Origin of the sequence: Corynebacterium sp. HMSC034A01 (assembly GCF_001838175.1) — a bacterium.
Lineage (GTDB): Bacteria > Actinomycetota > Actinomycetes > Mycobacteriales > Mycobacteriaceae > Corynebacterium.
In genome coordinates, this window is record NZ_KV835978.1 from 33,221 (window position 1) to 56,543 (window position 23,323).

Annotated in this window: 29 protein-coding genes and 1 tRNA gene; 9 read left to right on the forward strand and 21 right to left on the reverse strand. The window is 64.1% G+C overall.

Annotated elements, in window-relative coordinates; all coding sequences use genetic code 11:
• Positions 1–12 precede the first annotated feature (12 nt).
• The gene (locus HMPREF2791_RS10115; RefSeq protein WP_246815170.1) at positions 13–633 is read right to left on the reverse strand and encodes a cation efflux transmembrane domain-containing protein; all 621 of its coding nucleotides are present in this window, start codon (positions 631–633) and stop codon (positions 13–15) included.
• 229 nt (positions 634–862) lie between these two features.
• Here HMPREF2791_RS10115 and HMPREF2791_RS10120 point away from each other — a divergent pair, with 229 nt between their 5' ends.
• The 3 genes from HMPREF2791_RS10120 (at position 863) to HMPREF2791_RS10130 (ending at position 2,678) form a co-directional block, all read left to right on the forward strand.
• Positions 863–1,081 (forward strand): hypothetical protein, encoded by a 219-nt coding sequence (locus tag HMPREF2791_RS10120; RefSeq protein ID WP_070472824.1) that lies wholly within the window; start codon positions 863–865, stop codon positions 1,079–1,081.
• Positions 1,078–1,497 carry a hypothetical protein gene (locus HMPREF2791_RS10125; protein WP_070845229.1) on the forward strand — a complete coding sequence of 140 codons (420 nt, stop codon included), beginning with the start codon at positions 1,078–1,080 and terminating at the stop codon, positions 1,495–1,497. Before HMPREF2791_RS10120 ends, HMPREF2791_RS10125 begins: the two co-directional genes overlap by 4 nt.
• 704 nt (positions 1,498–2,201) lie before the next feature.
• Positions 2,202–2,678, forward strand: a complete 477-nt coding sequence (locus HMPREF2791_RS10130; protein ID WP_070472828.1) for a carboxymuconolactone decarboxylase family protein — start codon at positions 2,202–2,204, stop codon at positions 2,676–2,678.
• Positions 2,679–3,046: 368 nt separating this feature from the next.
• Here HMPREF2791_RS10130 and HMPREF2791_RS10135 read toward each other — a convergent pair whose 3' ends face one another.
• The 12 genes from HMPREF2791_RS10135 to HMPREF2791_RS10190 all read right to left on the reverse strand — a co-directional run bounded on the left by HMPREF2791_RS10135 (position 3,047) and on the right by HMPREF2791_RS10190 (position 12,848).
• Positions 3,047–4,357: a DUF3987 domain-containing protein gene (locus HMPREF2791_RS10135; protein ID WP_070845230.1), complete on the reverse strand. Its 1,311-nt coding sequence runs from the start codon at positions 4,355–4,357 to the stop codon at positions 3,047–3,049.
• Positions 4,354–5,244, reverse strand: a complete 891-nt coding sequence (locus tag HMPREF2791_RS10140) for a bifunctional DNA primase/polymerase (RefSeq protein WP_246815171.1) — start codon at positions 5,242–5,244, stop codon at positions 4,354–4,356. Before HMPREF2791_RS10140 ends, HMPREF2791_RS10135 begins: the two co-directional genes overlap by 4 nt.
• Positions 5,241–5,420 carry a hypothetical protein gene (locus HMPREF2791_RS10145; protein WP_141741272.1) on the reverse strand — a complete coding sequence of 60 codons (180 nt, stop codon included), beginning with the start codon at positions 5,418–5,420 and terminating at the stop codon, positions 5,241–5,243. The genes HMPREF2791_RS10140 and HMPREF2791_RS10145 overlap by 4 nt, the downstream gene beginning before the upstream one ends.
• Positions 5,421–5,486: 66 nt before the next feature.
• Positions 5,487–5,777, reverse strand: a complete 291-nt coding sequence (locus HMPREF2791_RS10150; protein ID WP_070472834.1) for a hypothetical protein — start codon at positions 5,775–5,777, stop codon at positions 5,487–5,489.
• A gap of 38 nt (positions 5,778–5,815) precedes the next feature.
• Positions 5,816–5,992, reverse strand: coding sequence for a helix-turn-helix domain-containing protein (locus HMPREF2791_RS10155; RefSeq protein WP_246815172.1), 177 nt, complete (start codon positions 5,990–5,992; stop codon positions 5,816–5,818).
• A gap of 260 nt (positions 5,993–6,252) precedes the next feature.
• A complete protein-coding gene (locus HMPREF2791_RS10160; protein ID WP_070845231.1) occupies positions 6,253–6,996 on the reverse strand; it encodes a hypothetical protein in 744 nt (247 codons plus the stop codon).
• Positions 6,980–8,254 carry a tyrosine-type recombinase/integrase gene (locus HMPREF2791_RS10165; protein WP_070472840.1) on the reverse strand — a complete coding sequence of 425 codons (1,275 nt, stop codon included), beginning with the start codon at positions 8,252–8,254 and terminating at the stop codon, positions 6,980–6,982. The genes HMPREF2791_RS10160 and HMPREF2791_RS10165 overlap by 17 nt, the downstream gene beginning before the upstream one ends.
• Positions 8,255–8,426: 172 nt before the next feature.
• Positions 8,427–8,499: transfer RNA gene (locus HMPREF2791_RS10170), tRNA-Ala, on the reverse strand.
• A gap of 74 nt (positions 8,500–8,573) precedes the next feature.
• Positions 8,574–9,776 (reverse strand): divisome protein SepX/GlpR, encoded by a 1,203-nt coding sequence (gene glpR, locus HMPREF2791_RS10175; RefSeq protein ID WP_141741273.1) that lies wholly within the window; start codon positions 9,774–9,776, stop codon positions 8,574–8,576.
• A 114-nt stretch (positions 9,777–9,890) separates the two neighbouring features.
• Positions 9,891–10,538, reverse strand: a complete 648-nt coding sequence (locus HMPREF2791_RS10180) for a GNAT family N-acetyltransferase (RefSeq protein WP_371336003.1) — start codon at positions 10,536–10,538, stop codon at positions 9,891–9,893.
• Positions 10,539–10,547: 9 nt separating this feature from the next.
• A complete protein-coding gene (gene glp / locus HMPREF2791_RS10185; RefSeq protein WP_070845232.1) occupies positions 10,548–11,855 on the reverse strand; it encodes a molybdotransferase-like divisome protein Glp in 1,308 nt (435 codons plus the stop codon).
• 18 nt (positions 11,856–11,873) lie between these two features.
• Positions 11,874–12,848, reverse strand: a complete 975-nt coding sequence (locus HMPREF2791_RS10190; protein ID WP_070472848.1) for a UTP--glucose-1-phosphate uridylyltransferase — start codon at positions 12,846–12,848, stop codon at positions 11,874–11,876.
• Positions 12,849–12,911: 63 nt separating this feature from the next.
• On the opposite strand from HMPREF2791_RS10190, the gene HMPREF2791_RS10195 reads away from it, so the two are divergent.
• From HMPREF2791_RS10195 to mscL, 3 genes are read left to right on the forward strand one after another with little or no spacing between them, the layout of a single operon-like run.
• Positions 12,912–13,502, forward strand: coding sequence for a 5-formyltetrahydrofolate cyclo-ligase (locus tag HMPREF2791_RS10195; protein WP_141764975.1), 591 nt, complete (start codon positions 12,912–12,914; stop codon positions 13,500–13,502).
• A gap of 34 nt (positions 13,503–13,536) precedes the next feature.
• Positions 13,537–14,181 carry an SAF domain-containing protein gene (locus HMPREF2791_RS10200; protein ID WP_070472852.1) on the forward strand — a complete coding sequence of 215 codons (645 nt, stop codon included), beginning with the start codon at positions 13,537–13,539 and terminating at the stop codon, positions 14,179–14,181.
• On the forward strand, positions 14,165–14,587 hold the full coding sequence (gene mscL / locus HMPREF2791_RS10205) for a large conductance mechanosensitive channel protein MscL (protein WP_070472855.1): 423 nt from the start codon (positions 14,165–14,167) through the stop codon (positions 14,585–14,587). Before HMPREF2791_RS10200 ends, mscL begins: the two co-directional genes overlap by 17 nt.
• A gap of 28 nt (positions 14,588–14,615) precedes the next feature.
• Here mscL and HMPREF2791_RS10210 read toward each other — a convergent pair whose 3' ends face one another.
• The 8 genes from HMPREF2791_RS10210 to HMPREF2791_RS10245 form a co-directional block, all read right to left on the reverse strand.
• Positions 14,616–14,813 carry a hypothetical protein gene (locus HMPREF2791_RS10210; RefSeq protein WP_070472857.1) on the reverse strand — a complete coding sequence of 66 codons (198 nt, stop codon included), beginning with the start codon at positions 14,811–14,813 and terminating at the stop codon, positions 14,616–14,618.
• Between the two features lie 28 nt (positions 14,814–14,841).
• Complete coding sequence (locus HMPREF2791_RS10215) at positions 14,842–15,402, reverse strand: MogA/MoaB family molybdenum cofactor biosynthesis protein (protein ID WP_070472860.1); 561 nt, start codon at positions 15,400–15,402, stop codon at positions 14,842–14,844.
• 51 nt (positions 15,403–15,453) lie between these two features.
• Positions 15,454–16,716: a S1C family serine protease gene (locus HMPREF2791_RS10220; RefSeq protein ID WP_083290125.1), complete on the reverse strand. Its 1,263-nt coding sequence runs from the start codon at positions 16,714–16,716 to the stop codon at positions 15,454–15,456.
• A 101-nt stretch (positions 16,717–16,817) separates the two neighbouring features.
• A complete protein-coding gene (locus HMPREF2791_RS10225; protein WP_246825503.1) occupies positions 16,818–18,224 on the reverse strand; it encodes a HAMP domain-containing sensor histidine kinase in 1,407 nt (468 codons plus the stop codon).
• A gap of 71 nt (positions 18,225–18,295) precedes the next feature.
• Positions 18,296–18,994: a response regulator transcription factor gene (locus HMPREF2791_RS10230; protein ID WP_070472866.1), complete on the reverse strand. Its 699-nt coding sequence runs from the start codon at positions 18,992–18,994 to the stop codon at positions 18,296–18,298.
• Positions 18,995–19,102: 108 nt separating this feature from the next.
• Entirely contained in the window at positions 19,103–19,276 is a 174-nt protein-coding gene (gene rpmF, locus HMPREF2791_RS10235; RefSeq protein ID WP_070472869.1) for a 50S ribosomal protein L32, read from the reverse strand.
• 21 nt (positions 19,277–19,297) lie between these two features.
• Positions 19,298–19,567: a type B 50S ribosomal protein L31 gene (locus HMPREF2791_RS10240; RefSeq protein WP_034999480.1), complete on the reverse strand. Its 270-nt coding sequence runs from the start codon at positions 19,565–19,567 to the stop codon at positions 19,298–19,300.
• Positions 19,568–19,701: 134 nt separating this feature from the next.
• The gene (locus tag HMPREF2791_RS10245) at positions 19,702–20,532 is read right to left on the reverse strand and encodes a CPBP family intramembrane glutamic endopeptidase (protein ID WP_141764976.1); all 831 of its coding nucleotides are present in this window, start codon (positions 20,530–20,532) and stop codon (positions 19,702–19,704) included.
• 48 nt (positions 20,533–20,580) lie between these two features.
• Between HMPREF2791_RS10245 and HMPREF2791_RS10250 the strand changes: the two genes are divergently transcribed.
• The 3 genes from HMPREF2791_RS10250 to HMPREF2791_RS10260 are packed head-to-tail and all read left to right on the forward strand — an operon-like array spanning position 20,581 to position 23,269.
• Positions 20,581–21,627 (forward strand): sensor histidine kinase, encoded by a 1,047-nt coding sequence (locus HMPREF2791_RS10250; RefSeq protein ID WP_070472874.1) that lies wholly within the window; start codon positions 20,581–20,583, stop codon positions 21,625–21,627.
• Entirely contained in the window at positions 21,624–22,226 is a 603-nt protein-coding gene (locus tag HMPREF2791_RS10255; protein ID WP_070472876.1) for a response regulator, read from the forward strand. Before HMPREF2791_RS10250 ends, HMPREF2791_RS10255 begins: the two co-directional genes overlap by 4 nt.
• An 11-nt stretch (positions 22,227–22,237) precedes the next feature.
• Positions 22,238–23,269: an SLC13 family permease gene (locus tag HMPREF2791_RS10260; protein ID WP_083290126.1), complete on the forward strand. Its 1,032-nt coding sequence runs from the start codon at positions 22,238–22,240 to the stop codon at positions 23,267–23,269.
• The last annotated feature ends 54 nt before the right edge of the window (positions 23,270–23,323 follow it).

Below are 23,323 nucleotides of genomic sequence, written 5' to 3' on the forward strand. Positions count from 1 at the left end.
TCTAGGCGGCGTTTAATCGTCGTCCATGTCCGCGAAAGCCTCCTCGACAGAGTCGTGCTCCTCGCGGGATGCCTCCCAGACTTCCTTGGCGGCGGAGAGGTTGATCGCGGCGATGATCGCACCGACGACGATGTCGAACCAGGCGGTCTCCCACACGAAGGTGAGCAGTCCGGCGGCGATGATGAGCAGGTTGGCCAGCGCGTCGTTGCGCGCGGCCAGCCAAGCGCCGGTGGCGAGCGATGAGCCTTCACCGCGCAGCTGCATCAGCAGGATCGCGCAAACCACGTTGACCACCAGGGCACCGACCGCGATGCCGGTCAGGCCCTCCGGCGACGGCGCGACCGGGTTCACGATCTTGGCGACGACGGTGACAATCGCAGCCACCGCCGGGATGAGGATCAGCGCTGCGAGCACGCTACCCGCGGTGCGACGGCGCGCGGCCGGCCACGCCACGGCGAAGAACACCAGCAGGTTGATTGCGGTGTCCTCGAGAAAGTCGGCGGAGTCCGCGAACAGGGACGCCGACCCAATGGCCACCGCACCGGCAAACTCCACGAAGAAGTATGCCAGGTTCAACAGCGCCACAATCAGCACCGCGCGACGGATCTTCTGCGCGCCCAACGAATCTTCCACTTCAGCTGCTCCTTTATGCCCGAGATTCAACGGGAGGCAGCTTAGCCGATCAGCAAAACGTAACGGGGCCCGGCCGTATTCGACCGGGCCCCGCAATCAAGCGGAGCTAAGGGAGCTCCACGACGAAATCTATTCAACCGCTGGTAGACGCGCCATTCGCAGACATTGGCCCCGCAACTGTTGCGCAACTGTTGCTTAGCGCACCGAAAACCGACCCGAGGAGCACCCGATGCTTTCCCCCAAAACCACTACCAGCCTGGCGCGGCAGGCATCCGCAGCGCGCACCCCACTGCGCCACATCATCCACCACGAGGAGGCAGACGGCACCATCCACTACCTCTGCGGCATCCGGCGCGCACCCGGCGCGGCAGTCAAGGGCACCCACGCCGATAAGGTGAACTGCCCCGCCTGCGATGCAGCCGCGCACCTGCTGGAGGTCATGCCGTGACCGAGCACCACCTACTGCCGCGTGACGATCAACCCGGCGACTACACCGGCTGCTGGAATCAGGTGCACGTGCGCACCGTCTACCCCGACACCGCAGCCGGGGTGTGGCACTTCGCCATGACCGAGGAACTACGCGGCACCTACTGCGGCAAGTTCAACCGCATGTGGGGCTGCGAACTGCCCGGCGCACGTGTTAGCACCCGGCGCGGCGGCACCGTCACCATCGCCGCCCAGGGCGCGACCATCGGGCAGATCATCACCACGCTTAACCCGTGGAAGTTCCGAGGCACCCGGCTCGGGTTCTGCCCCGACTGCCTAGACATGGCTCGAGCACAAGCCGAACTGATCAGCCAGCCTAAGTACCGGCTGCGCGGGCTGCTACGGCAGTTCGACGGTGCCGCTACCCCACCGGCGTAGCTTCAACCGCTTAGACGGCAAAATTCACCAGGCGTTTTGCGCTGGCCTATCGCGCACGCGCGTGTTGCCGGCCTTGCACGTCCATCACTCGCCGCCACCTCCACTGCTCGAAGTGGCGGCTGTTTCGTTGTTCAGAATCGCGGCATACCTCCCTAACGCGCGCCCCCCTTAACCCCGGGGAGAGAGAAAACCTGACTGCATCAGGCGGGGCGGAGTCAGGTGAGGGCACCCCTCGGATATTTTTGGCCACCCCCTCCCAGCTCGGGCAGACTTTTCAGGCCCGCGTAAAAAGCCCTGACTCGGGCAGCGGTGCGGAGTCAGGTGAGGGTACCCGGTTATGAATGTTCGGCCTGCCGCAGAATCGTGTAACCCGTACACGGCCCGAGCGCCTATGCCCTCGGGGCATCAGCGCGCCGGGTGGGAGGGGTGCTCCCCCAAGGGTGTGCCGTGTAGCGCGGGCGGCATGTCGGCGGTGCATGTAGTGTTCGCGGCGGGGGGCACCCCCACCCCTCCAGAATCAGCCCCGCTAGGAGCTCGGGAGATTGTGCTGCAATGTCTCGGGGGCGCATCCGGCGGTACCCGTGGGGACTTCTCCCCTGCCCGCTTTAAGCGGCGTTTTCCTGCCGTTGCTTCCCCCACTAGGCCATTGATAGATCTGGAAGATTGACTGATGCGAGTGGTCGGGTGAGATGTAGACTTCCTGCATGGCACCGAATAACCGGAAACCAATCCCGAAAGTCGCCTACGCGCCCATGCTCGGTATGGAGACGTACGTGCGGGCCCGTGTGGACAAGGACTACTCGCATCTCGTGCAGCTGCGGGCCTCTGCAATCAACCAGTGCACATACTGCCTTGCTATGCACCGTCGCGATGCTAGGAAAGACGGCTGGACGGAAGAGAAAATCGGCCGTGTGGAGAACTGGACGGAAACTCCCGATGTCTTCTCCGATGAAGAGCACGCGGCACTAGAGCTCACCGATGCAGTGACGAAGATCCGCGGCGAAGAATCCGTGCCAGATGAGCTCTGGAACCGCGTTGAGCGCCTTCACGGGGAAAAGGGCGCGCGTAATCTGCTGATGGCGATTGTCACGATCAACGCGTGGAACAGGATCGGCATCACCACGCGGCTCGATCCGAACAGCCTTTCCGGTGTCACGCCTTTCGATCTCGGACAGAACTAGCGTTCGCCAGTTGCCCTGTGATTTCAGTTTCTCCTGGCGACGATGTTGAAACTAGGCTGCATTGCAGGGTCCTTGTTGAGTTCGGATTGGCTTGAACACCTAAATCCTTAACCCAGCAAGGACCCCCACATCTTGTGCCACACCCAAGCACCCCGAAAACGACCTACGCACTCCCAAACGCGAAGAGCCGGTTTTGTTGTCGGCAGGTGTCCTGACCGTCCTAAGTGTCCTGTGCAGGTAGACGATGGTTTTACACTGTCCTATCCACTGTCCTAGGTGTCCTGTGCGCCTCGGGTGGGTAGGACACCCAGGACACCACCTAGGACACCCGAAAACATGCTGTGACCAGCACAGGACACGTAGGACGCCTAGGACACCTGGTATTTATCCATTGCGGCATCGAAAGCACCGCCACGAATCAGCATGGGGCGTTTCGTGCCCTCCTCCTCGACCTGGTGCACCACATCTGCGGCCATGAATTCATCCAGCACCGCATCGAAAGCACCGCGCTGGTTGCCGCGCATCCGTTGCCGCAGCGGACTAGACGGCACCGCCTGCCCATCAGCATCAGCGACTGCTTTCAAGATCAGCGGGCGGGCTTTTACCTTTGCGCGGGCCTGCACGGCCTCCTCGGCAGCATCCTTGCGCTCCAGACGCAGCGCCGCCTCCTCCACCTGTTGGCCCTCCAGGTGTGCCTCACAGCCGCGTGCAATAGCGGCAGAAAAACCCATCAGCCCCTCTGCCCGCCGGTAATCTCCCTCCTCTATCCGATCACCCGAGCGCAGCAACGTAAGCCCCATTGCCAACTTGAGCGTGGTGAACATGCGGTGCCCACCACCGTCTAGCGGCGGGCCATACATCAGCGTCTCCTCATTGTTGCGCAGCACCTTTTCCCGAATAGCGGGCGCGACACCCATCGGGGTGCCGTCCAACACCGAGGAGGGCACCATTACCGGGTGCAGGTTCACCGGCGGGTACTCCTCGCCCGGCTTGCGCAGCGGGTCGAACACCTCCACGAACACAAAGCGGTGCTTAAACCCATCGTCCTGCCCGCTAATGATGAACCCCGTCTTATCCGGCTGCGCACCGAGCACCAGCCCGGCGCGATAATTGCCGCGCTCCACTCGCAGCTTGTCCTTGCGGTTGTTCAGTGTGAGCTCGCCGCCGCTGTAGATGTTCAACAGATGCGGGCGCAGCGTACTGCCCTGCCGCTCGGAGAGTGCACCCATCAGGCCCACCTCGGTGACCGTGAACAGAATCGACGGCCCGGCCTGCCCCTCACCCTCGGGCTGGAGGGAGGTTAAAAGCCCCTCACCCGAGCCGATGCCATGACTCTGCGGGCGCAACTGCAAGCCCAGATCATCACCCGCCTGTAGCACCGTAACTGCATCGGATGCAGCCTCGATCAGCTTGTCCTTGCCGCCGCCGGGCCTGCCCATCAGCACCACGAAAAGGTTGGGCGCGCCGGGGCCTAGCCCCGCATCGAATCGCACCCGCCCGGGCGTGGCAGTCAGCGCGTACAGCGCGCACGCAACCAGGAAAGCAATAGGCGGGCGGTTGTTCGCCCGGGCGTAGTCACGCACCCGCTGGAGCGCATCACCGGCACCATCGAATACCTCATGCTCCAGCTGCTCCCATTGCGCCACAGTGTAGACAGAATCGAACTTACGGTTAGTCATGCTGCGGCACCTCCTCCGTTGCTGTACATGCGGGCACCGGATGCGATCGTGCGGCGCGCCTCGGCCTCGGGTAGCCCGGCGCGGGTTGCGGCTTGCACTAGCTCCTCGTCCATGCCCAGGGCCTCCTCTGCGTTGCGGCACGCGGCCCAAATCAGCGTGTTGTTGCGGTTGCCTGCTGGTGCACTCGCCACGGCCTCTATAAGGCCGCTGCCGTTGCCCCCAGCTGTGTTGTGACGTTGTGGTGCGGGCGTGACCTCCACGGGCTTGTAGGCGTGCCTGTGCAGCCACACGGGCAGTTCGGGCACCTCCTCCAGCTCCATCCAGGTGTGCAGCCGGTACATCCCACCATCGGGGTGCACCGAGGGTGCCACCACCACATAGCCACGCCGGGTTTTCAGATCAACACCCGAGGAGGTGTGCGCAAGTTGTCCACGCAGCGTGGCGTTGAACGGCAGGCGGAACCACAGGTGCCACCCGCCGGTGCCGGTGATCATGGTGAGCGTGTCAGGCACGCTGCGCCCGGCGTTGAGCTCTGCCCACGTCTGCGCGCCGGGCGCGCCGTCTTTTACGTCCACGTCCACCACTACGTAGCCCGCGGGCGGGCGTAGCCCAATGTTCGCGCCGGGTGTGTGTGCCCACCATTGCTGCACGGTGGGTACGTCTGCGGTGAAACTGTCCTTGCCGTGTGGCACGTAGCGCGGCATCGGCACCTTGCCGCGTAACGGGCCTACCTCCAGGCCGCGGGCGGTGTACCACTCGGCGGCTGCGGCGCGGAACTGCGCAGGATAAAGACCGTGGTATTGGGTATCGTGATCAACGTCCGACCACTTGATTACGTCCCCTGGTTGTGTGCCGAGCACCGGGGGCGTTTTCTTTGCGTTGTTCACCGAGCACCACCGGCCTGTGCCTTAATCCAGGCACCGAGCTGCCCGAGGGTGCGGGCATCCAGCATGACCTCTACCGTCTCCATCGTCTCAGCGTTGATCAGGTGGAGCGAATACAGGCCCACCGGCGCGCCGGGTTTGGTGGATAGGCAGCTAACTGCCACATCTCCGGTGATCATCTGTTCCCCACTGTGCGCAACCTTTGTGTGAAAAATTGCGCGGTCTGTGAACTGCACGCCGTTCATTTAGTTCACCTCCCCCGTGTTGTAGTAGCCGGGCGCGATTACCTCGGTGTAGGCGCGGCGGCGCAGCTCCTCGGGCCACCCCTCCAGCGCAGCGGCAAGCACCGAATATGCGAGATGGAGCAAATCAGCTCGGGAGGCCGGCACCTCTACGGTGTCCCCATCGGTGCGCTCCAGGCGCAGGCGGTAGGGCGCGGCATCCAGGTTGGTTTGCCGGTTGCGCAGGCACCAAATCGAAAGTTCGCCGGCGGGCTCGGTGCTGTGTGCCTCGGTGGGATAGTTGCCAGCCCACATTGCACGGGCTGCTACCTCTGTCCATTGTGCGGGGCGCATTAGCGTTCACCCCCTGCCCATGCATCGGTGCGGGTGAACAGGTTATCCACATCTTCGGGGCGCAACCGGATAGAGCGCCCGAGACGGTAGGCAACTAGATTGCCCTCGGCAATGTAGCGGCGCAGCGTGCGCTCACCTACTTGGTAAAGTTCTGCGGCCTGCGGGATGGTGATCATGCGCGGTTTCGCGCCTTGTGCCGTCTGCGGCATTGATAAACCCTCCAGGGTGTACGTAACCCGGGCAGCTTTAACTGCCCCGGCATGACCCTGGGTTTGTTTAGGCATAACCCAGACGAGAACGCAGCCCCTCTTGAGCTGTGTTCGGTGAACGCCTGGGGCGGGGTCTAACATCCCCGCCTGGCCGACTGGAGCGGCAGCGCACAACACGCTGTAGTTTGTTGCCCCGAGGGGCCACCACTGGCATCAGGATAGCACTGTTACAAACGTGCAATCACTTGTCGCAACGTGTGCAACGAAATCTTGCGCTCCCCCGCCTGCCGCACAGCATGGAGCGCAGGGGCTAATTTCGAACCTCGCACGGTAAAACCATCGGTGCCGTCGCGAAACCTAAACCGGTGATCACAATTGTTCGCTGGAAGAAGCGTCACCCCCGTTACCGGGCGTTGCCCCTTGTTCTGCATTGCATCCCACAATCCGCTGAACACGTACTCCTCGTCTCGGGGCAAGAGTGACCAATCAACTCCCCCGAACAACTCACTGTATGGCCTCACATCATCAACGTTTTTCGGGTTCGGATTAAGGGCAGCACCAGGGTATTTAGCCGCTGCTTCAACCTCCCAAATCTTCCAGCGGACAACATTGAGCGGGGAACGAACATAGGGGTTGGGCGGCAACCCACGCTGCGGTGCTGTGATGAACAGCTCACGCACCTCCTCCTCACGAGTAAAGAGGAAAAACGTGCCCGACACTTTGCCGGCAGCATTCGTTACAGAAATCACTTTGTAGGTGCCCAATATCTCTCCCCCAGGCACCTGCGCCGGCCCCTCCCCTGCGTCTGCATAGGTCTTGTCCCAGGCCTCCCGCAATCTGTCCCATTCCCGCAAAATTTCTATTCGATTAGGGCTCAAGGCGTGCTTTTGACGTGTCAAGAATGGCTGGGCCACCCCAGCGTGCTCCAGCTCCTCGTACTTAGTCAGCCCTCGCTCACGCTTTTTGTGCATCGCGCTCCTCCTCTGTCTCCATGCCCGGCGCGGCTGCGCGGCGTATCCCCGCCAGTGCGGCGGCGGCGCGCTGCTGGTAGCCAACCTCTGCGCGCTGGTACTCCATCAACTGTTCCACTGTTTCGTGGCCCATCAGGCGGCGGGCCTCCTCCATTGAGAGCTGCCCGGCCATGACCAGGCGCACCAGTTGCGTGCCGTAGAACCGGCGGCAGCTATGCGGTGAGGTATCCACCCTGCCCGCGTGTTCTTTCGCGGCCTTAAAATACTTATCCCGGTAGCCGTGCTGGGTGAACTGCCTACCGTTCTTGCGTGACACCACCAGCGCCTCGGGGTCTGTTTTGCCCGCCTCGGTGAGGTGGTCGCGGATAGCGTCGGCAATGTCGGCGGGCACCACCACATCGCGCACCGCCGCTGCGCTTTTCGGGGTGGAGTTGATCACGGTTTGTTTGCCGCCGCCGGGCTTGTCCACGTCTTGCATGGAGCGGCGCACCCGCAGCGTCATTGTCGCGCCGGGCTCTAGCCCGGTGAGGTCTTTGCGGCGCAGCTCTAGCAGCTCCCCGAGGCGCAGCCCGCCCCACAACATGATCTGCGGCGCGTGACGCAACCACTCGGGGAACCCTTGCACCAGTGCCTCGGCCTCGGCATCGGTGTAGACGGCTTCATCCCGTTTACGGTTCTCGGGCTTGCGCATCTTCACCAGCGGCACCGGGTTGCCGTCGATTAGCTCCAGTTCATCGCGGGCCCAGTTAAACGCGGTGGTGAGCTTTTGGTGTGCGTGGTAGCTGGTGCTGTAGCCGTCTTGACCGTAGGGCCAAATAGCCTGCATCTCCTCTACCCACTGCCGCACCCGCTGCCGGTCTACGTCCACCACGCGCACGTGGCGCAGCGAGTTGAGCCCGGGCACATCGTCGGGCAGCGCGCGTAGCTCCAGGCGCTTGCGGTGGGTGGCGCGGGTGGTTGGTTTGAGGTCTGCGCGCGCCAGCCAATCATCTACCAGCTCGCCCACTGTCATGCCGCGCTCCTCCTCCAGGCGTGCGGCGGCTGCGGCCTGTTGCGCACGTTGCTTAGGCGGTGCCCACTCCTCCCGGTCGATCAGGCGGCGCTCTGCGGCCAACCAGCCCTGCGCGTCGGTGCGGGTGGCGAAACTGTAGCCCGGCGTGTGGCGGGCTCCATCGGGCCCGGTGTACTGCGCGGTGAATCTGTCGCGGGTTTTGCGCACGGTGCCCCACCCGTTGCGGCTGCGGCGCTTTGTCGCCATGTTGGGCTCCTCGGTGTTGCGGTGACGTTGCGCAACTGTGTTGCGTAACTGTTGCGTATAGGCTTCATACCACGGCAACACATGGCAACGTGCGGCAACAAAGGAATAGTGCACCTACCAGGGCAGATACAAAAACCCCTGGCCAAACATGACCAGGGGTTTTATCGAATTGTGGAGCTAAGGGGAATCGAACCCCTGACCTTCGCATTGCGAACGCGACGCTCTACCAACTGAGCTATAGCCCCTTGGGCACGCTCGTTACGTTACTCCTCCCCCACGCGCCGGCTAAATCGCCAGCGCAGTGGAGGTTTTCACGGTTTTAGGAGGCACGGGTGCCGTAGCCGCCGAGGTCTTCGTAGTCGTCGTAGCCGGGGTCGTTGTCCGGCGCGTAGCGGGCGGACGGCAGGGTGTCAAAGTCGGGGCTTTCGTCGTCCAGGTCCAGCACGACGGAGCCCGCGCGCAGGCGTGCGTCACGCGGGTGCTCGACGTGGTTGCTCATAGCCACGCCCATGCGGGCACGGCGCAGCTGACGCAGGCGGCGGGCGTGCAGGGCTCGCTCTTGCAGCACCACGCGACGCAACGCGATCATGAACCATGCGGTAAGCCCCACCGACACGGCGGGCAGCACCCAGGTCCAGCCACCCGCCACAAACGCCACGACGAAGGTGACCACGCAGGCGGCGATGAGCGCCAGCAGGGTGCGCTGGCGGCGCTGGAAGCGGGTGGCGGTGTTCTTCTTGTCGCGCTCCGGGTCGAATCCGCCGCGGCCGCGGCGCGCAGCGGCGAAGGCGAGGTCCTCGTCGCCCGCTTCGGCGACCTCTGCGGTGTCGACCTCGTCGTCAAAATCTTCCGGTGCTTCCTCAACGTCCGTTTCCGGGGCGCCCTGCTTCTCGACGCCTCCGGTCTCGTCCGCGTAGCCAAAGTCCTCGGGTGCGGTGTAGGACTCGTCCAGCTCGTAGCGGTTGGACTCTGCCTCAGCCTCGTCGGCGCCGCCGGCGTCGGTATCGGTGTCGGCGGCATCGTCCTCTGCAGCATCCTCCGCGGCGAGGACCTTCACAGAGGTGGAGCCGCCGGTCTCGTTGGCGACGACCTTGGTGGACCCGCCCTCGGCCGATTCGGCTCCGGCCGTCTCAGCATCTGCCGGTTCGGCTTCGCCTGCAGTGTCGTCTTCGGCATGCTCGATGACTTCGCCGTCGATGTGGTCGGCCTGATCTTCGGCGCCGGGGCGGCGGAAGAGGGTGCGCAGAGCGGGAGCGTCGTCGATAAGCACCTGCTCATCGGCGTCCGTCGCCTCGACGACCTCGTAGTCGGTGTCCTCGCTGTGGCGGTGAATGTCGGCGGCGGTGAGCTTCGGGCGGCGGCGCTCGGCCATCGGCGTGGTGCCGCCCTCGTGCAGCACGCGCGTTTCGTCGTAGCCGTCGCCGGAGCGGCGGATCGGCTTGTTGTTACCGATCATCAACGGCGCGAGGACGATGATCCACACGACCAGGATCAAGATGATCATTAAACTCGGGCTGCCCATGGGCGATGCCACCTTTCCGCGTCAGTTGCACCCTTAAAGTCAGGAGTCCACGGTATCGGCACTTGCGCAGGCGAACGGGTCGGCGCGCCGGTGGGCCGCAGCTGTTTTTCGCCTCTAGCGCACCCGGCCAGCCTCGCGCAGGCGCTGCACGGCCGTAGTGGGGAAATCGTCGGAGTTCAGGGCCACGAAGTGGTGGTCGCGCCACTGCCCGTCGATGTGCAGGTTGCGCCGCAAGTAGCCCTCCTCGCGGAAGCCGTTGAGCTTGAGCACCTTGCCGGAGGCGGGGTTGTGCGGCAGGTAGGTGGCGGTCACGCGGTGCAGACCGACGCGGGAAAACGCGTGGTCCACACCCAGCGCGCACGCGGCGGTGGCCACCCCGCGGCCCATAAACGGCGAGTGCACCCAGTAGCCCACCCAGCACTCGGAAACGATGCCGTGCTGGATGTTGCCCAGGGTGACCTGCCCGGCGAAGTCGCCGTCAACCTCGATGACCAGCGGCACCACGGTGCCCTGGTTGGCCAGCCGCTTCAGGTTGAGCCAGGTGTTGCGCCACGCCGCGTGAGAGTGCGCGTCCTCCCAGGTGCCCTCCACCGTGGGCTCGACGGGTTGAAGCCATTGCTTATCGACGTGTCTCGTGCCCGACCACTCCTCCCCGTCGCGGGAAGACAGGGGGCGCAGGCGGACGGATGCGCCGTCGGGAAGCGTGGCGGCCGGCGTGGATTCTGGCCACCCCGGGGTGGGCTGGCGGAACATGGCGAACATGGTCGGCGCCTAGCTGCGCTGGCGGAGGAACTCGACGTCCACGATGTCGCCGGGACGCACGTGCACAGCATCCTCCGGCAGATGGATCATCGCGTTGGCCTCCGCGAAACCGGCCAGCAGGTGGGCGGGCCCGGCTTCCAGCGCGGACAGCGGCTCGACCAGGTAGTCGCCGGTATCGGCGTCGCGCATGAGGCGGGCGCGGATGTAGCCGCAGCGGCCGGGAATTGAGCTGAGTTCGCGAAGTGAACGGGCCTTGACGGTGCGTCGCGTCACCGCAGTCTTGCCCAGGGAGCTGCGGATGGCGGGGCGGATAAATGTTTCCGCAATCACCAGCGCACTCACCGGGTTGGACGGCAAGAGGAACGCCGGGACGCGCTCTTCACCCACTAAGCCGAAGCCCTGCACGGAGCCGGGGTGCATGGCCACGCGCGTGGTGTCGATCTGCCCGAGCTCGCGCAGGATCTCCTGGATGGGAGCCGCGCCGGAGCCGCCGACGGCGCCGGTGATGATGACGAACTCGCTTTTTGCGATATGGCCGGCCACAGTCTCGCGCATGCGGCGCGGCTCGGCGTTGATAATGCCGGCGCGGTGCACGTCCGCGCCCGCTTCTTTAGCGGCCGCTGCCACGACGTAGGAGGCGATGTCGAAGACCTGCCCCAAGCCGGGGCGGCGGTCTAGGTCCACCAGTTCCAGGCCGTAACTCATCACGGTCACGCGGGGCCGCGGATACACCAGCAGCTTGTCGCGGCCAGCGGCGGCGGCAAGGCCGATCTGGGCGGGGCCGAGCACCGCCCCCTGGCGCACGGCGATGTCGCCGGGCTGGATGTCGTCGCCGGGCCGGCGCACGAAATCGCCAGTGCGTACGGGACGCTGCGGGGTGACACGCTTGCGGCCGCGGTCCGTCCACTCCAGCGGCAGCACCGCGTCGGCGAGCGTCGGCAGCGGCGCGCCGGTGGCGACACGCACCGCCTGGCGCGGCTGCAGGCGCAGTGGCTTCTGGGAGCCGGCGGGCACCTCACCCACCACGGGAAGGGCGCGCTCGCGATTCGGCTGCGGGGCGGCGGGGGCTTCCTCGCCGTCTTCGTCCTGGTCGCGGTCGCGGCGCTCGGGCCTGCGCAGCCCAGCGGTGCCGCCCACGTCTACCGCGCGCACGGCGAAACCGTCCACCGCCGCTTGGGGGAAACCGGGAACCTGCGTGGTGGAGGTGACTTCTTCGGCGCACATCAGACCGAGCGCGTCCGTCAGCGCCACCCGGATCGGTTCGGGGGCGGCCGCGGCATCCACTACGGCCGCAAGCTGGTCCTCTACGCTACGCATGGCCCGTGCCCCTTTCGTTTACGCGTTGTCCTGCGCCTTCGCTGCAACCTCGGGGTGTTCTGCCTCGAAGTCGGCGATGATCTTCTTCACCGCGGTATACAAAGCCGGGCCGTACTTCTCGTCCCGCAGACCAAAGTCCACATTCGCCGGGATGTACCCGCCCGGGTTACCAAGGTCGTGGCGACCCCCCTCATGCACCACCACATGCACCGGATGCCCCTCAGAAATCATCAACTCAATCGCATCCGTGAGCTGCAACTCACCACCCTTACCCGGCTCAATCCGGCGCAGCGCGTCAAAAATCCCGCGGTCCAACAAATACCGGCCGGTAGCCACGAGCGTCGACGGCGCATCCTCCACAGCAGGCTTTTCCACCATGCCGCGCACCTTGAGCACCTCAACGCCGTCAATCTCAGCCTGGGCATCCTCGACGTCGAACACGCCGTAGTTGAACACCTCCTCACGCGAGACGTTAAACGCGCACAACACCGAACCCCCAAGGCGTTCACGCACCGCAACCATCTTGTCCATCACACCCGCCGGCAACACCAGATCATCCGGCAGCATCACAGCAACCGCATCCTCGTCGTCGTCCAACGCTTCCTCAGCGCAGCCGACAGCATGGCCAAGCCCGAGCGGCTCATCCTGGGTCACCGCCACAGCCTCAATCAAACCGTTGGCGCGGGCCACCTTGTCCGCCTGGGCCTGCTTGCCGCGGGCGACCATCAGCTCCTGCAAGTCCGAAAACTCGCCGAAATGCCGCATGATCTCTTCCTTATTCGGCGCGACCACCACAGCTAGGCGCTGCGCACCGCACGCAGCAGCCTCCTCAGCAATCAGCTCAATGCCCGGTGTATCCACCACCGGCAGAAGCTCCTTCGGCACCGTCTTCGTCGCCGGCAAAAAACGAGTCCCCATACCCGCAGCCGGCACCACAACAGTCTTCACCGAAGCGCGCGCAGCATCAACAGGGTGGTCAGTAGAATTCTGCATAAACGCAAAGCCTACAGCCCCCAACCCCCACAACCGGGCTGCGACCCGGAAGAAGCGAGGAGTATGCACACCCCAGTGAACTCAACCGCCCCACACCCAAAGGCCGCCATGCGCGCCGCGCACTTGGCTGCCCGGCGCGACCTGCGCGGAACGGAGCGGAAGCGCGAGCTCGACCAGGCGATTGCGGCGGCGACGTTGGCATGCGTCGACGACTTCGGCGCGCGCGGCACCAACGTCGCTGCCTACAACCCGCTCGGGTCCGAGCCGGGGCCGGCGGATTTCGCCGCGCAGCTCGCCGGAGCGGCCCGCGCATTATTACTGCCTATTTCCCTCCCCGACGGTGTGCTGGCCTGGGCGCAGTTCGGAGACACGGACACGGCCGGCGCGCTGGGGATCACGGAGCCTGAAGGTCCGCGCTTCAACTCGAACGTGTTGCGCTCCTGCGGGCTGGTTGTGGCTCCGGCGTTAGCCGTCGATAGGCAAGGCATGCGTTTGGGCAAGGGTGCCGGCTACTACGACCGAGCGCTTTCCGGCCTGGAAGTTCCGGTCGCGGCTGTGGTCTACGACTGGGAGGTCGTGGACGCCGTGCCCCACGACGCGCACGACCAGGCAGTGGACGCGGTCATTACGCCCGGAGGTTTCTTCCGTATCTAGGGAACCGCGGGGCGTTCGAGTCCGTCTAATCCCTATGGATCTTTCCGCACGCTTGAACAACCTCCGCTCCCCCGGCTACCGCCGCTCCGTGATCGTCCGCAGAGCCTTGGCTGCGTTCCTCGTCGTTGCTGCTGTGTTGCATGTGCTTATCGACGCCTCACGGTCCGACCCGCCGGCCCTCACCTTCGCCCGCGATGTCGCCCCCGGCAGTGTGCTCACCTCGGACGACCTGGAGTTACGCCGCCTGCCAGCGGAATCGGTGCCCGAGACAGCGCTGGATGACGTTGCTCTCGCAGAAGGGCAACTCCTCGCGGCGGCCGCTTCCCGCGGCGAGGTAGTCACCGCGACGCGATTGGTGGGCCCCGACCTGGCAGCCGTGCTCACGCAAGACAAGCCGGACGGTGAAGAGTTCTCGATGGTGCCGGTCCCCCTGGCGGAACCGGACATCTTGCCCATGCTCCACCATGGGACTGAAGTTGACGTTGTGGGCCAGGGTCCGCAAGTGGTTGCAAAGAATGGGATTGTCGTCACATCTGGGGAAGGCGACGCGGTGTTGGTGCTGCTCAGGCAAGGTGAGGCTGCAGCCGTGGCAGCGGCATCACTCTCGGAACCGCTGACTCTTGTGTTGAGCAACCGTCCACGTCCGTTTAATATCCCCAACCATGCTTCAAGGGTTTAAAGATTTCATCATGCGCGGCAACGTCATCGAACTTGCCGTCGGCGTTGTCATCGGCGCCGCATTCACCGCAGTTGTCACCGCGTTCTCCGACTCCATCATCAACCCGCTGCTCGCTGCCCTGGGTGGCGTGGACTACTCCGGTCTGGGCTTCTTCGTCCGCGAGGGCAACGAGGCGACCTTCGTCGACTTCGGCGCCGTTATCACCGCCATCATCAACTTCCTGCTCATCGCTGCAGTGATCTACTTCCTGCTCGTTGCTCCGATGAACAAGCTGGACGAGACTCAGAAGCGCCGCAAGGGCATCGACCCAGAGGAGCCGGAGCCGACCGACACCGAGCTGCTCGCGGAAATCCGCGACCTGCTCGCAGGCCAGACCCCGGACAACGTGCACAAGCCGCTGAACTAGTTCGTCCTTGAACGGGGCTGGCTGAAAGCTAGCCCCCGTAGTGTGGCGGCCGCTCCGCCTCATAGAAATCGCGGCCAGTCAAACCCGGCTCTTCGTCGCCGAGCAGCACCTCGCGCTCAGCGTCTAGGGCCGGGTTTTCGTTTGCCTGCGTGGTTGGCGCGGCGTCCGCGGAGCGGTCGTAGTCCACGTCCGCCTTGCGTATAGCGCGCCTGCGCTTGCGTTCCATCAGTGTGCTGCCTCGATCTGCGCAGGTTTTAGACCGAGTGCTGGTTCAGCTCGTCGATGAGGTGGCGCACGAGCGGAGCCGCCGTCGATACGCCATCGCGAATCGCTTGGCGCGAGGATGCGAGGTTGACCACGACCGTGGAGCCGGACACCCCACAGATGCCGCGAGAGGTGCACGCGTCCACGGCACCGCATGCTTGACCGGACGAGCGGATGGCCTGGCTGACCCCCGGGACCACCTTGTCGATAATCGCGCGAGTCGCCTCCGGCGTCTTGTCGCGCGGCCCGACACCCGTGCCGCCCAGGGTGAGCACCAGATCCACGCCGCCGACCACACCGGTTTCTATAGCCTTGCGGATCTCGGACTTCTTGGACTTCACGCGCACCACGCCGTCGACCTGGTAGCCGACCTCGCGCAGCAGCTCCACCACCATCTCGTCGGTGTTGTCGCCCGGCGCGTCGTAGCGGCGGTCCCCCACCAACACGACAATTGCGCACGGCGACGTCGGGGAATCGCTCTCCAGCTCGGAGGCGCGCAGCGTCGCGTCATCCGGCTCGGTGATGTCGAGCGCGTCAAACAATTCCGGCATCGTGGTCAGACTCCCTCAAAGCAAAACGGGGCGGATAGATCAGATAAGAAGTTACTCGGAACTTAAGGTCACCTCTACCGGAATCGGCTCCGACTCCCCCTCCCGCTGCACCTGCAACGTCACTGTCTCCCCGAACTCCTTCGAGCGCGTCGCCGCGATCAGGGCATCAGCAGTGTCGATGGGGCGGTCGTTCAGGCGCGTGATCACATCGCCGGGTTGCAAACCAGCCTGCTCACCGGGGCTGCCCGGCTCCACCCCCGCCACGACGGCACCGCCGCTGAGGCTCTGCATGACGCTCACACGCACGCCGAGCATCGGCTGGGTGGCCTCGCCCGTTTCAATCAGCTGATCCGCCACGCGTTTTGCAAAGTTTGAGGGGATAGCGAATCCGAGGCCGATGGAGCCGCCCTGGCCGCCCTGCCCCATGCCGCCCGCGGACAGCGACGCGATGGCAGAGTTCATGCCGATGAGGTTGCCGCTGCGGTCCACCAGCGGGCCGCCGGAGTTGCCCGGGTTGATCGCCGCGTCGGTTTGGATGCCGTCCATCAACGAGCTTTCGCCGCCTCCCTGTGAGGCGCGCACCGGGCGGTTCAACGCCGAGACGATGCCGCTTGTCACCGTCGCGGACAGGCCCAGCGGGGAGCCCACCGCGACGACCTCTTGGCCCACGCGCAGCTCGTCGGAGTTGCCGAATTGCATCACTGGCAGGTCATGCACGTCGTCGATTTTGAGCACGCCGACATCGGTGTTGACGTCGGAGGCGACGAACTGGGCGCTGCGACGTGAGCCGTCGTTAAGCGTGACCTGCACCTTGGACCCCGGCGTGTCGGCGCCGGCGATGACGTGATGGTTGGTCAGCACATAGCCGTCGGCAGAGATGATCGAGCCGGAGCCCTCCGCACTGCCGCGAGGGGTGGCGACCTCGATGGAGACCACCGCCGGCAGCACTGCAGCCGCCACCTGCTCAACGGACCCCTCGGGAGCCTCGGCCGGATCCGCTACCGCAGGGTTACGCAGCTCGCCTTGCGACGAGTCACCTTCAGACCTGTCCTGCGACTTCGTCGAAGAACCCTCTGCGGCGCTCTCCAGCGCACTCTCGGCCCCCTTGCCCGACTGGGACGAACCAGCAAGGTATCCCGCGCCACCGCCTGCCACAAGAGCGGTGGCCAACGCGACGGCAAACGCCGCACCGACACCCTTCCCGCCGCTTTTGCTGGGTCGGTGCGCCTGTGGCTGGGGCTCGGGCTGCACCTGATAGACGCCATTGTTTGCCGGGAAACTGGAGGTGTCGCCCGGGAAATTCGTTTCACTCATGAGGGGCAATTATGCCCCCTCGTCCTGTGGCCGGACTTGAGGGCATGCACCGCATTTCGTAACAATCTCTGAACGAATCCTGTATACCCTGGCCTGCGGGTCTAACTGTAGCGCTTGCGGGGAATCACACGCGATGTGGTCGTCGCGGCTGGGACCTCAACCTCCGTGCCATCGGCCCCGGGCGGGCGGCCCGGGAACACGACGCGGAAACGCGCGCCGCCGTCGTCCGATTCCTCCACCACGACGGTGGCGTTGTGGCGGTCGAAGACCTGCTTCACAATGGCAAGGCCCAAACCGGACCCCGGCATGGAACGGGACTCGGGTGCGCGGTAGAAGCGCTCGAAGACCTTCTCGCGCTGGTCTGCCGGAATGCCGGGGCCGGAGTCGTCCACAATCAACACTGCGTTGCGCTTCGCCGCCTTTAACGACACGCGCACGGTGCCTCCCTGCGGAGACCACTTCGCGGCGTTGTCGATGAGGTTGATCGGGGCACGCCCCATGGCGAACCGGTCGCCGGTGATAATCCACGGGTCGGCTTCGAATTGGAACGCCAAGTCCGGGCGGCGGCGCCGGACACGGTCGAGGGCTTCCTCCAGCACCTTGTCCAGGCGGAAATCCTCAGGCTCGGCCCCTTGCTGCGCTTCGTCTCGCGTCAGGTCGACCAGGTCGCCGATGAGAATGGACATTTCCTCCATCTGCGCCATCACGTCGCGCTCCAGGTCCTTGCGGTCCTGCTCCGAGATCTGATCCTGGCGGCCGGAGTTGTACAGCATCATCAACAGCTCGATGTTCGTGCGCATCGAGGTCAGCGGGGTCTTCAGCTCGTGGCCCGCATCCGCCACCAACTGTGCCTGGCGAGTCTTGGAGTCCTCCAGCGTGGAGATCATTTTATTGACCGACGTTGTGATCTCCGCGAACTCGTCGTCGCCATCAACGGGCAGTTCGGTCAGTTGGTCGGACTCGTTCGCGGCGTCGATAGCCCTGTGCAGCCGACGCACTGGCCGAAGGCCAACCGCGGCGATCACCGCGCCGGCAACCCACGCCAGAAGGCCGCCGGTGCCAGCGATAACCAGCGCAGCCGCGCCCCAACTGCCGGAGACGATGCCGAACACGTCCAACTGCTGCGACATAGCCACGGTCACGCCGGAGTCGCTGCGGCGCACCACGACGCGCTCGCCCGCCACCGTGCGCTGCGAGAGCATGTCGCCTGACGACGTCGCCGTGTACGGCCCCGCCACCGGCACCGGGTCACCGTAGAACACGTTGGAGCCAGCGGGTGCCGCCGAAACCTTCACCCACGGGGTGGCGCGACGGAACTCGGCGAGCGCCCGTTTGAAGCCTTCCTGGTCATCCCCATCCAGGTCCTTCAACTGCAACGCCACGCCGTAGGTGCGGGTGCGCAGGTCGTCGTCCATGACGGTCAGACGAGTTGTTTCTGAAAGCCGGTAGGTAAACAGTGCGGTCAACAAAATGACCACAGCGACGATGCCGCCGGCGAGAACGGCCAAGCTGTTCCGCAGGGATCGGCCGGGGGTGTCCGCCCCCTGCGGCTCCGCTTCGCCTGTGAAGCGCCGCAAAATCACGGAGCGGTCTCCCGCAGTACATAGCCGACGCCGCGGACGGTGTGGATCAGACGAGATTCGCCGCCCGCCTCAGTCTTGCGGCGCAGGTAGCCGATGTAGACCTCGAGAGCGTTTCCGGACGTTGGGAAGTCGTAGCCCCACACCTCTTCCAGGATGGTCTGGCGGGCCAGCACGTGGCGCGGGTTCTGCAGCAGCAAGTGCAGCAGCGCAAACTCGGTACGGGTCAGCGAGATTGCCCGGCCCCCACGGGTCACGTCGCGAGTGGAGGTGTCCATGACCAGATCCTCGAACTGGAGGCGTGTCTGGTCCTTTTCAGCGGCCTTCCGAGCCTCCGAACGGGTGCGGCGCAACAGCGAGCCCACACGAGCCAACAATTCCTCCAGGGCGAAAGGCTTGGGCAGGTAGTCGTCCGCGCCCGCGTCCAAACCGGCGACGCGGTCGGACACGCCGTCGCGAGCCGTGAGCATGAGGATCGGGCCGTCGTACCCCGAGGAACGTAGGGTCCGGCAGACGCCCAAGCCGTCAAGCTTGGGCATCATGAGGTCGAGGATGGTCAGGTCAGGCTGCTCGATACGGATCTGGTCAAGCGCGTCTTCACCATCTACGGCGAGAACGACGTCGTATCCGTTGAAGCGAAGCGAGCGCCGAAGCGACTCACGGACGGCCTGCTCGTCGTCGGCTACCAGAATTTTCATAGGATTATTATGACTTATATTTTCCTCAGAGTTGAATTAAGCTGAAAAAACCGGGTCCCACCTGGGGATCCCGGTTTGTTCGTTGGGTCTTTTACGACCCTTAAAAGCTTAGAACTGCTCGACGTCGATCAGACCAGCCTGAGCGGCCTTGATCAGGCGGCGCGGGATGCGTACCTCCTGACCATCGATCTTGACGGTCTGCAGGTCGGCGTTGTCGGCCTTCCACTGGGAACGACGCATGCGCGTGTTCGCGCGGGACTTCTTGAACTTCGGTGTTGCCATGACGAGTCTCCTTTATCCCCTCTAGTTGGCCTTCTTCTTGCGGCGGGCCATGCCACCGAAACGCTGGTTGAACTTCTCCACGCGACCAGCGGTGTCCATGAGACGCTGTGCGCCGGTCCAGAACGGGTGGGACTCGGCGGTGACGTCCACGACCACGAGCGGGTACTCGTTGCCGTCTTCCCACTGCTCAGTGCGTGCGGAGGTCAGGGTGGAGCGCGTCAGGAACTTGTGGCCCGTGTTTGCGTCCTGGAAAATCACCGGGTGGTAATCCGGGTGAATATCTTTCCTCATGTGATTCGTCTCCCTCAGGATTGAACTACGGGTCGGTTCTCCACGCTCGCATCGCGCGAAGATCGTGCCCGAGTTGGGTGCGAAATGGTCTTCTCATCCGGCGATTGCCGAACAACCTGCAGGATTATACTTGCCTAGGCGAGTTTTTCCGAATCGCGCAGTTTCACATTTCGCCACCACAGCAGCAGCGCTCCGGCCAGCGCCTGCGCCAGGCCGAGCACGAGCCATGCAAGATTGCCAAGTTCAACCGGAAAGGCCAAGCTCAACACCGCGAGCATGAGGTGCATTCCGCCATGCGAGCCTGCCGCCCACCAGAAGCTGCCAAAGCAGTAGACCAGCGCAGCACCGAGGATGGACATCCCGAAAGGCATAGCCAAGTACACGACATGGTCGAGAGTACTTTGTTGCCCTCCCGCAGAGGTTAAGTGAATCAATGTGAAGGCGGCGGTTGTCCACACCACGGTCAGCGCTTCGCGGTGGCGCGTGACGTCGAAAAGCCAGCCACGGAAGAGCAGCTCTTCAGGGATCCCCTGCAGCAAGTATGCGCGAACGAGGATCCACGCCACGATTGCGACAACCGGATAGTCGCCAGCCTCGGCCGTCTCCGGTATCTCCGGGCCGCGCCCGAGGATCGCCCAGAGCAATGCCCAGCCCAGGACCATCGGTACGGCAACCACGAGCGTGCCACCAAGCAGCCCCCACGCCCCTTTCCAATTGATGCGGGACCGCTCAACGCAGCGCACCCACACAACGACGAATGCGACCACCAACACAGGAGTCAGGCAAAACAAGAGGGTTTCGTCCACATACGGGGCGAGCGGGAGCCGAGCAAGATTCGCCCCCATGAGCACAGCTACAGCGATGACGGCGCGGAGCACGAGGCCGAATGCATTGACAGGAATTCTTGGATTCATGTTGAGCGACTTTATGGAGCGCAAACCGGCCGGGAAAGTAGATACGGTCACCAAAATCCATGACCCGGGTCATGGGTGTCAGCGGGTAGGTTCAGCACCATGAACCGTGTCCACCTGCACCTGTTGGACAGCATCCTGGCCTTCACCACAGTGCTGTACCTCAACTTGGCGTCAGCAGCACTCGTGCGAGAGGGAATACTTCTGGCAGTCGCCGTGCTCACCATTGCGGCCTGGGTGGCGTGGCGCAGGACGGAACACAAGGTTGCCGCGGTGTGTTTCTCTTTGTGCGCGTTCGCCATCCTCGGTACCGCGAACAACCCGATCAGCATCCTCGTTTTGTGGTGCGCTGTCGTTGCGGTGCATATGAGTCTGGGCAAACGGGCAGCGTACGTGTACGCGGGCGCAATCGTAGTAGCCGCTTTCGCCGCACAGGTCACGGTTCACGCCCCGGCCGGCAAAACCGCTTACGAAACGCTCGCCGGTGCCGCCGCGGCTGCCGTGGGCCTCAATCTCGCTTCCACGGTTTCCCGGCAACGCTGGCACGAGGCGCATCAGCAGGACATGGCGATGGCGAAAGAGCGCGAGAGAATCGCGGCAACGCTTCACGATGCCCTCGGGCACCGCCTCACCACTATCGGCCTCAGCCTCGACTACGCACTCCGCATCCCCGACGCGGAGAAGCGCGATGACGAGATCGCACGAGCTCGTGCAAATGTGTCGGAGGCCCTGCACGAGATGCGCGCAACCGTGCGCGCAATGAAGCCTGCCGCTCACCCGGACGAGGATATCGAGTCCGCGCTGTCTCATCTGGCGGCGTCTTTCGCAACTACATCTTTAGACGTTGATTTCTCCCACACAACGCAAGCGAAGTACTCCACCGAAGAGCGCATGCTCATGCTGCATTTTTGCCAGGAGGCTCTGACAAACGTGCTGCGCCATTCGCACGCCACGAAAGCCCGAATCGTTCTTGCTGGCCGAATACTCTCTGTGACCGACAATGGAGTGGGAACGACTGGGCCGGAGGCTTTCGGCATCACCTCGCTTCGCGAACGCGCCGCGGGACTCCACGGCGAAATCCTCACGGTCCCCCACGGCGGCATCGACGGCGGGTTTCGCATTGAACTGCACCTCAAGGAGAAACCATGACCACACGCGCACTGCTCATCGACGATCACGAGATGCTCCTGCGCGGCCTCCGGCTCATCCTGGAAACCGATGACCGGGTCGAGGTTGCCGCGACGACAACTGACGGCGCACAAGCGCTGAACCTCGCACGGCGCTGCGATGTCGACGTGGTGGTCACCGACGCCGCCATGCCGGGAACCGACGGGGTTGGGGTCGTACGCGACTGCAGCCCCCACGTCCCCGTACTCGTGCTCACCACTTTCGACGACGCTAGCTTGGTCAAGCGGCTGCTCGACGCCGGCGCCTCCGGTTACATCCTCAAAGATGTTTCTCCTGAAGAATTATCCAGCGCTATCGTCGCCACCGCACAGGGCGGTCTCGTCCTCGATCCGCGGATTGCCCGCTACGTCGCAGGTAACCCGCAGCTGACAATTCTGACACCGACGGAGCGTTCCGTCGCCGAAAAGGTCGCACAAGGCATGAACAACCAGGAAATTGCGAGTTCACTCTTCCTGGCTGAAGGCACCGTGAAAAACCACGTGTCTGCGCTGCTCCGGAAACTCGACGCGCGCGACCGCACGGTACTCGCGCTACACCTTGCCAAGGCTTTCGGGCTCTAAACTCCAGCTTCGTGCGCTTTGCCTCTATCTTCTGGCCTGCCGCGGCTGTCGCTCTTTTCGCCGTTCTGGCCCTTCTCGACGCCTCCGCCGCAAAAGCGGAAGCCGCACGGTTGCTACCCGTCTTGATCTTTGCCGCATCGATGTCGGCCATGGTGAACCGTGCTGCGCACGCTGGCGTGTTCGAGGCGATGGCCGCACGCATTGAACGCACGCGTTTCGTATGGCCCGCCTTCCTCGTCCTGTGCGTCCTTGTCACTATTTTTCTTTCCCTTGACACCACGGCGATCATGCTCACACCGCTGGCAGTGACGGTGGCGCGTCGCAACCGGCTGAGCGTCGTCGCACTATCTTTATCGGTGGTATGGATCGCCAACCTCGGTTCACTGCTTCTCCCGGTATCTAACCTGACGAACCTGCTGGCGTTCGAGCACTTTTCAACCACCTATGGATTCCTCGCAGCATCGTGGCGCCCTGCACTCACCGGCATAGCTGTAGCCGTAGCTGCCTCCTACGTCGCGCGCGGACTCTTTCGACCTGAACCGGGCCGCCAGCGCCCGAGCGCCCCACCCACCCCGGGCGCTGCACCATGGATTCTCGGGGCGACCGTCGTCGCGCTACTTACCCCCATCCCCTTTTGGGTCAGCAGTACGGCTGGTGCGACGGTAATGGCGTTAACAGTAGGCGTCGAAAAGCGCGGCAACCTGATCCCGTGGCAGTCGCTGGCGCTCGTGGTCGCCATTTCTTCAGCCGTCGCAATGCTTCCGCCACTGCCTGTCCACGCACCGGCCGCACTTTCGGGCGCGGTCACCGCGAACCTCGTCAACAACCTGCCGGCGTATCTCCTTCTTGAGCATGGTGAGCCTATGCAACTGCTTATCGGCGTAAACTTCGGCCCACTGGTGACACCGTGGGCGTCCCTGGCTACGCTGTTGTGGCATGACCAGCTCAAACGCGCCGGCGTAAACGTCCCCTGGGCTGTGTTTGCGGCATTCGGGTGTGTACTGGCGCCACTCGCCGTGTTGTTGGCAAGCCTTGCCGCCTGAGATTAGGAGTTTCGGCGCTGAACATGTACTGTTTACTCTCGCTGTTGTCGAAGT

Bases quoted from the DNA above. Each gene is read 5' to 3' on its own strand.
- HMPREF2791_RS10160 (WP_070845231.1), bottom strand. From the start codon at position 6,996: ATGCACAAAAAGCGTGAGCGAGGGCTGACTAAGTACGAGGAGCTGGAG.
- HMPREF2791_RS10255 (WP_070472876.1), top strand. From the start codon at position 21,624: ATGACCACACGCGCACTGCTCATCGACGATCACGAGATGCTCCTGCGC.
- HMPREF2791_RS10195 (WP_141764975.1), top strand. From the start codon at position 12,912: ATGCACACCCCAGTGAACTCAACCGCCCCACACCCAAAGGCCGCCATG.
- HMPREF2791_RS10190 (WP_070472848.1), bottom strand. From the start codon at position 12,848: ATGCAGAATTCTACTGACCACCCTGTTGATGCTGCGCGCGCTTCGGTG.
- HMPREF2791_RS10200 (WP_070472852.1), top strand. From the start codon at position 13,537: ATGGATCTTTCCGCACGCTTGAACAACCTCCGCTCCCCCGGCTACCGC.
- HMPREF2791_RS10120 (WP_070472824.1), top strand. From the start codon at position 863: ATGCTTTCCCCCAAAACCACTACCAGCCTGGCGCGGCAGGCATCCGCA.
- HMPREF2791_RS10240 (WP_034999480.1), bottom strand. From the start codon at position 19,567: ATGAGGAAAGATATTCACCCGGATTACCACCCGGTGATTTTCCAGGAC.
- HMPREF2791_RS10165 (WP_070472840.1), bottom strand. From the start codon at position 8,254: ATGGCGACAAAGCGCCGCAGCCGCAACGGGTGGGGCACCGTGCGCAAA.
- HMPREF2791_RS10145 (WP_141741272.1), bottom strand. From the start codon at position 5,420: ATGATCACCGGAGATGTGGCAGTTAGCTGCCTATCCACCAAACCCGGC.
- HMPREF2791_RS10210 (WP_070472857.1), bottom strand. From the start codon at position 14,813: ATGGAACGCAAGCGCAGGCGCGCTATACGCAAGGCGGACGTGGACTAC.
- HMPREF2791_RS10230 (WP_070472866.1), bottom strand. From the start codon at position 18,994: ATGAAAATTCTGGTAGCCGACGACGAGCAGGCCGTCCGTGAGTCGCTT.
- HMPREF2791_RS10215 (WP_070472860.1), bottom strand. From the start codon at position 15,402: ATGCCGGAATTGTTTGACGCGCTCGACATCACCGAGCCGGATGACGCG.
- HMPREF2791_RS10130 (WP_070472828.1), top strand. From the start codon at position 2,202: ATGGCACCGAATAACCGGAAACCAATCCCGAAAGTCGCCTACGCGCCC.
- HMPREF2791_RS10250 (WP_070472874.1), top strand. From the start codon at position 20,581: ATGAACCGTGTCCACCTGCACCTGTTGGACAGCATCCTGGCCTTCACC.
- glp (WP_070845232.1), bottom strand. From the start codon at position 11,855: ATGCGTAGCGTAGAGGACCAGCTTGCGGCCGTAGTGGATGCCGCGGCC.
- glpR (WP_141741273.1), bottom strand. From the start codon at position 9,776: ATGGGCAGCCCGAGTTTAATGATCATCTTGATCCTGGTCGTGTGGATC.
- HMPREF2791_RS10135 (WP_070845230.1), bottom strand. From the start codon at position 4,357: ATGACTAACCGTAAGTTCGATTCTGTCTACACTGTGGCGCAATGGGAG.
- HMPREF2791_RS10220 (WP_083290125.1), bottom strand. From the start codon at position 16,716: ATGAGTGAAACGAATTTCCCGGGCGACACCTCCAGTTTCCCGGCAAAC.
- HMPREF2791_RS10155 (WP_246815172.1), bottom strand. From the start codon at position 5,992: ATGATCACCATCCCGCAGGCCGCAGAACTTTACCAAGTAGGTGAGCGC.
- HMPREF2791_RS10150 (WP_070472834.1), bottom strand. From the start codon at position 5,777: ATGTGGGCTGGCAACTATCCCACCGAGGCACACAGCACCGAGCCCGCC.
- HMPREF2791_RS10180 (WP_371336003.1), bottom strand. From the start codon at position 10,538: ATGTTCGCCATGTTCCGCCAGCCCACCCCGGGGTGGCCAGAATCCACG.
- mscL (WP_070472855.1), top strand. From the start codon at position 14,165: ATGCTTCAAGGGTTTAAAGATTTCATCATGCGCGGCAACGTCATCGAA.
- rpmF (WP_070472869.1), bottom strand. From the start codon at position 19,276: ATGGCAACACCGAAGTTCAAGAAGTCCCGCGCGAACACGCGCATGCGT.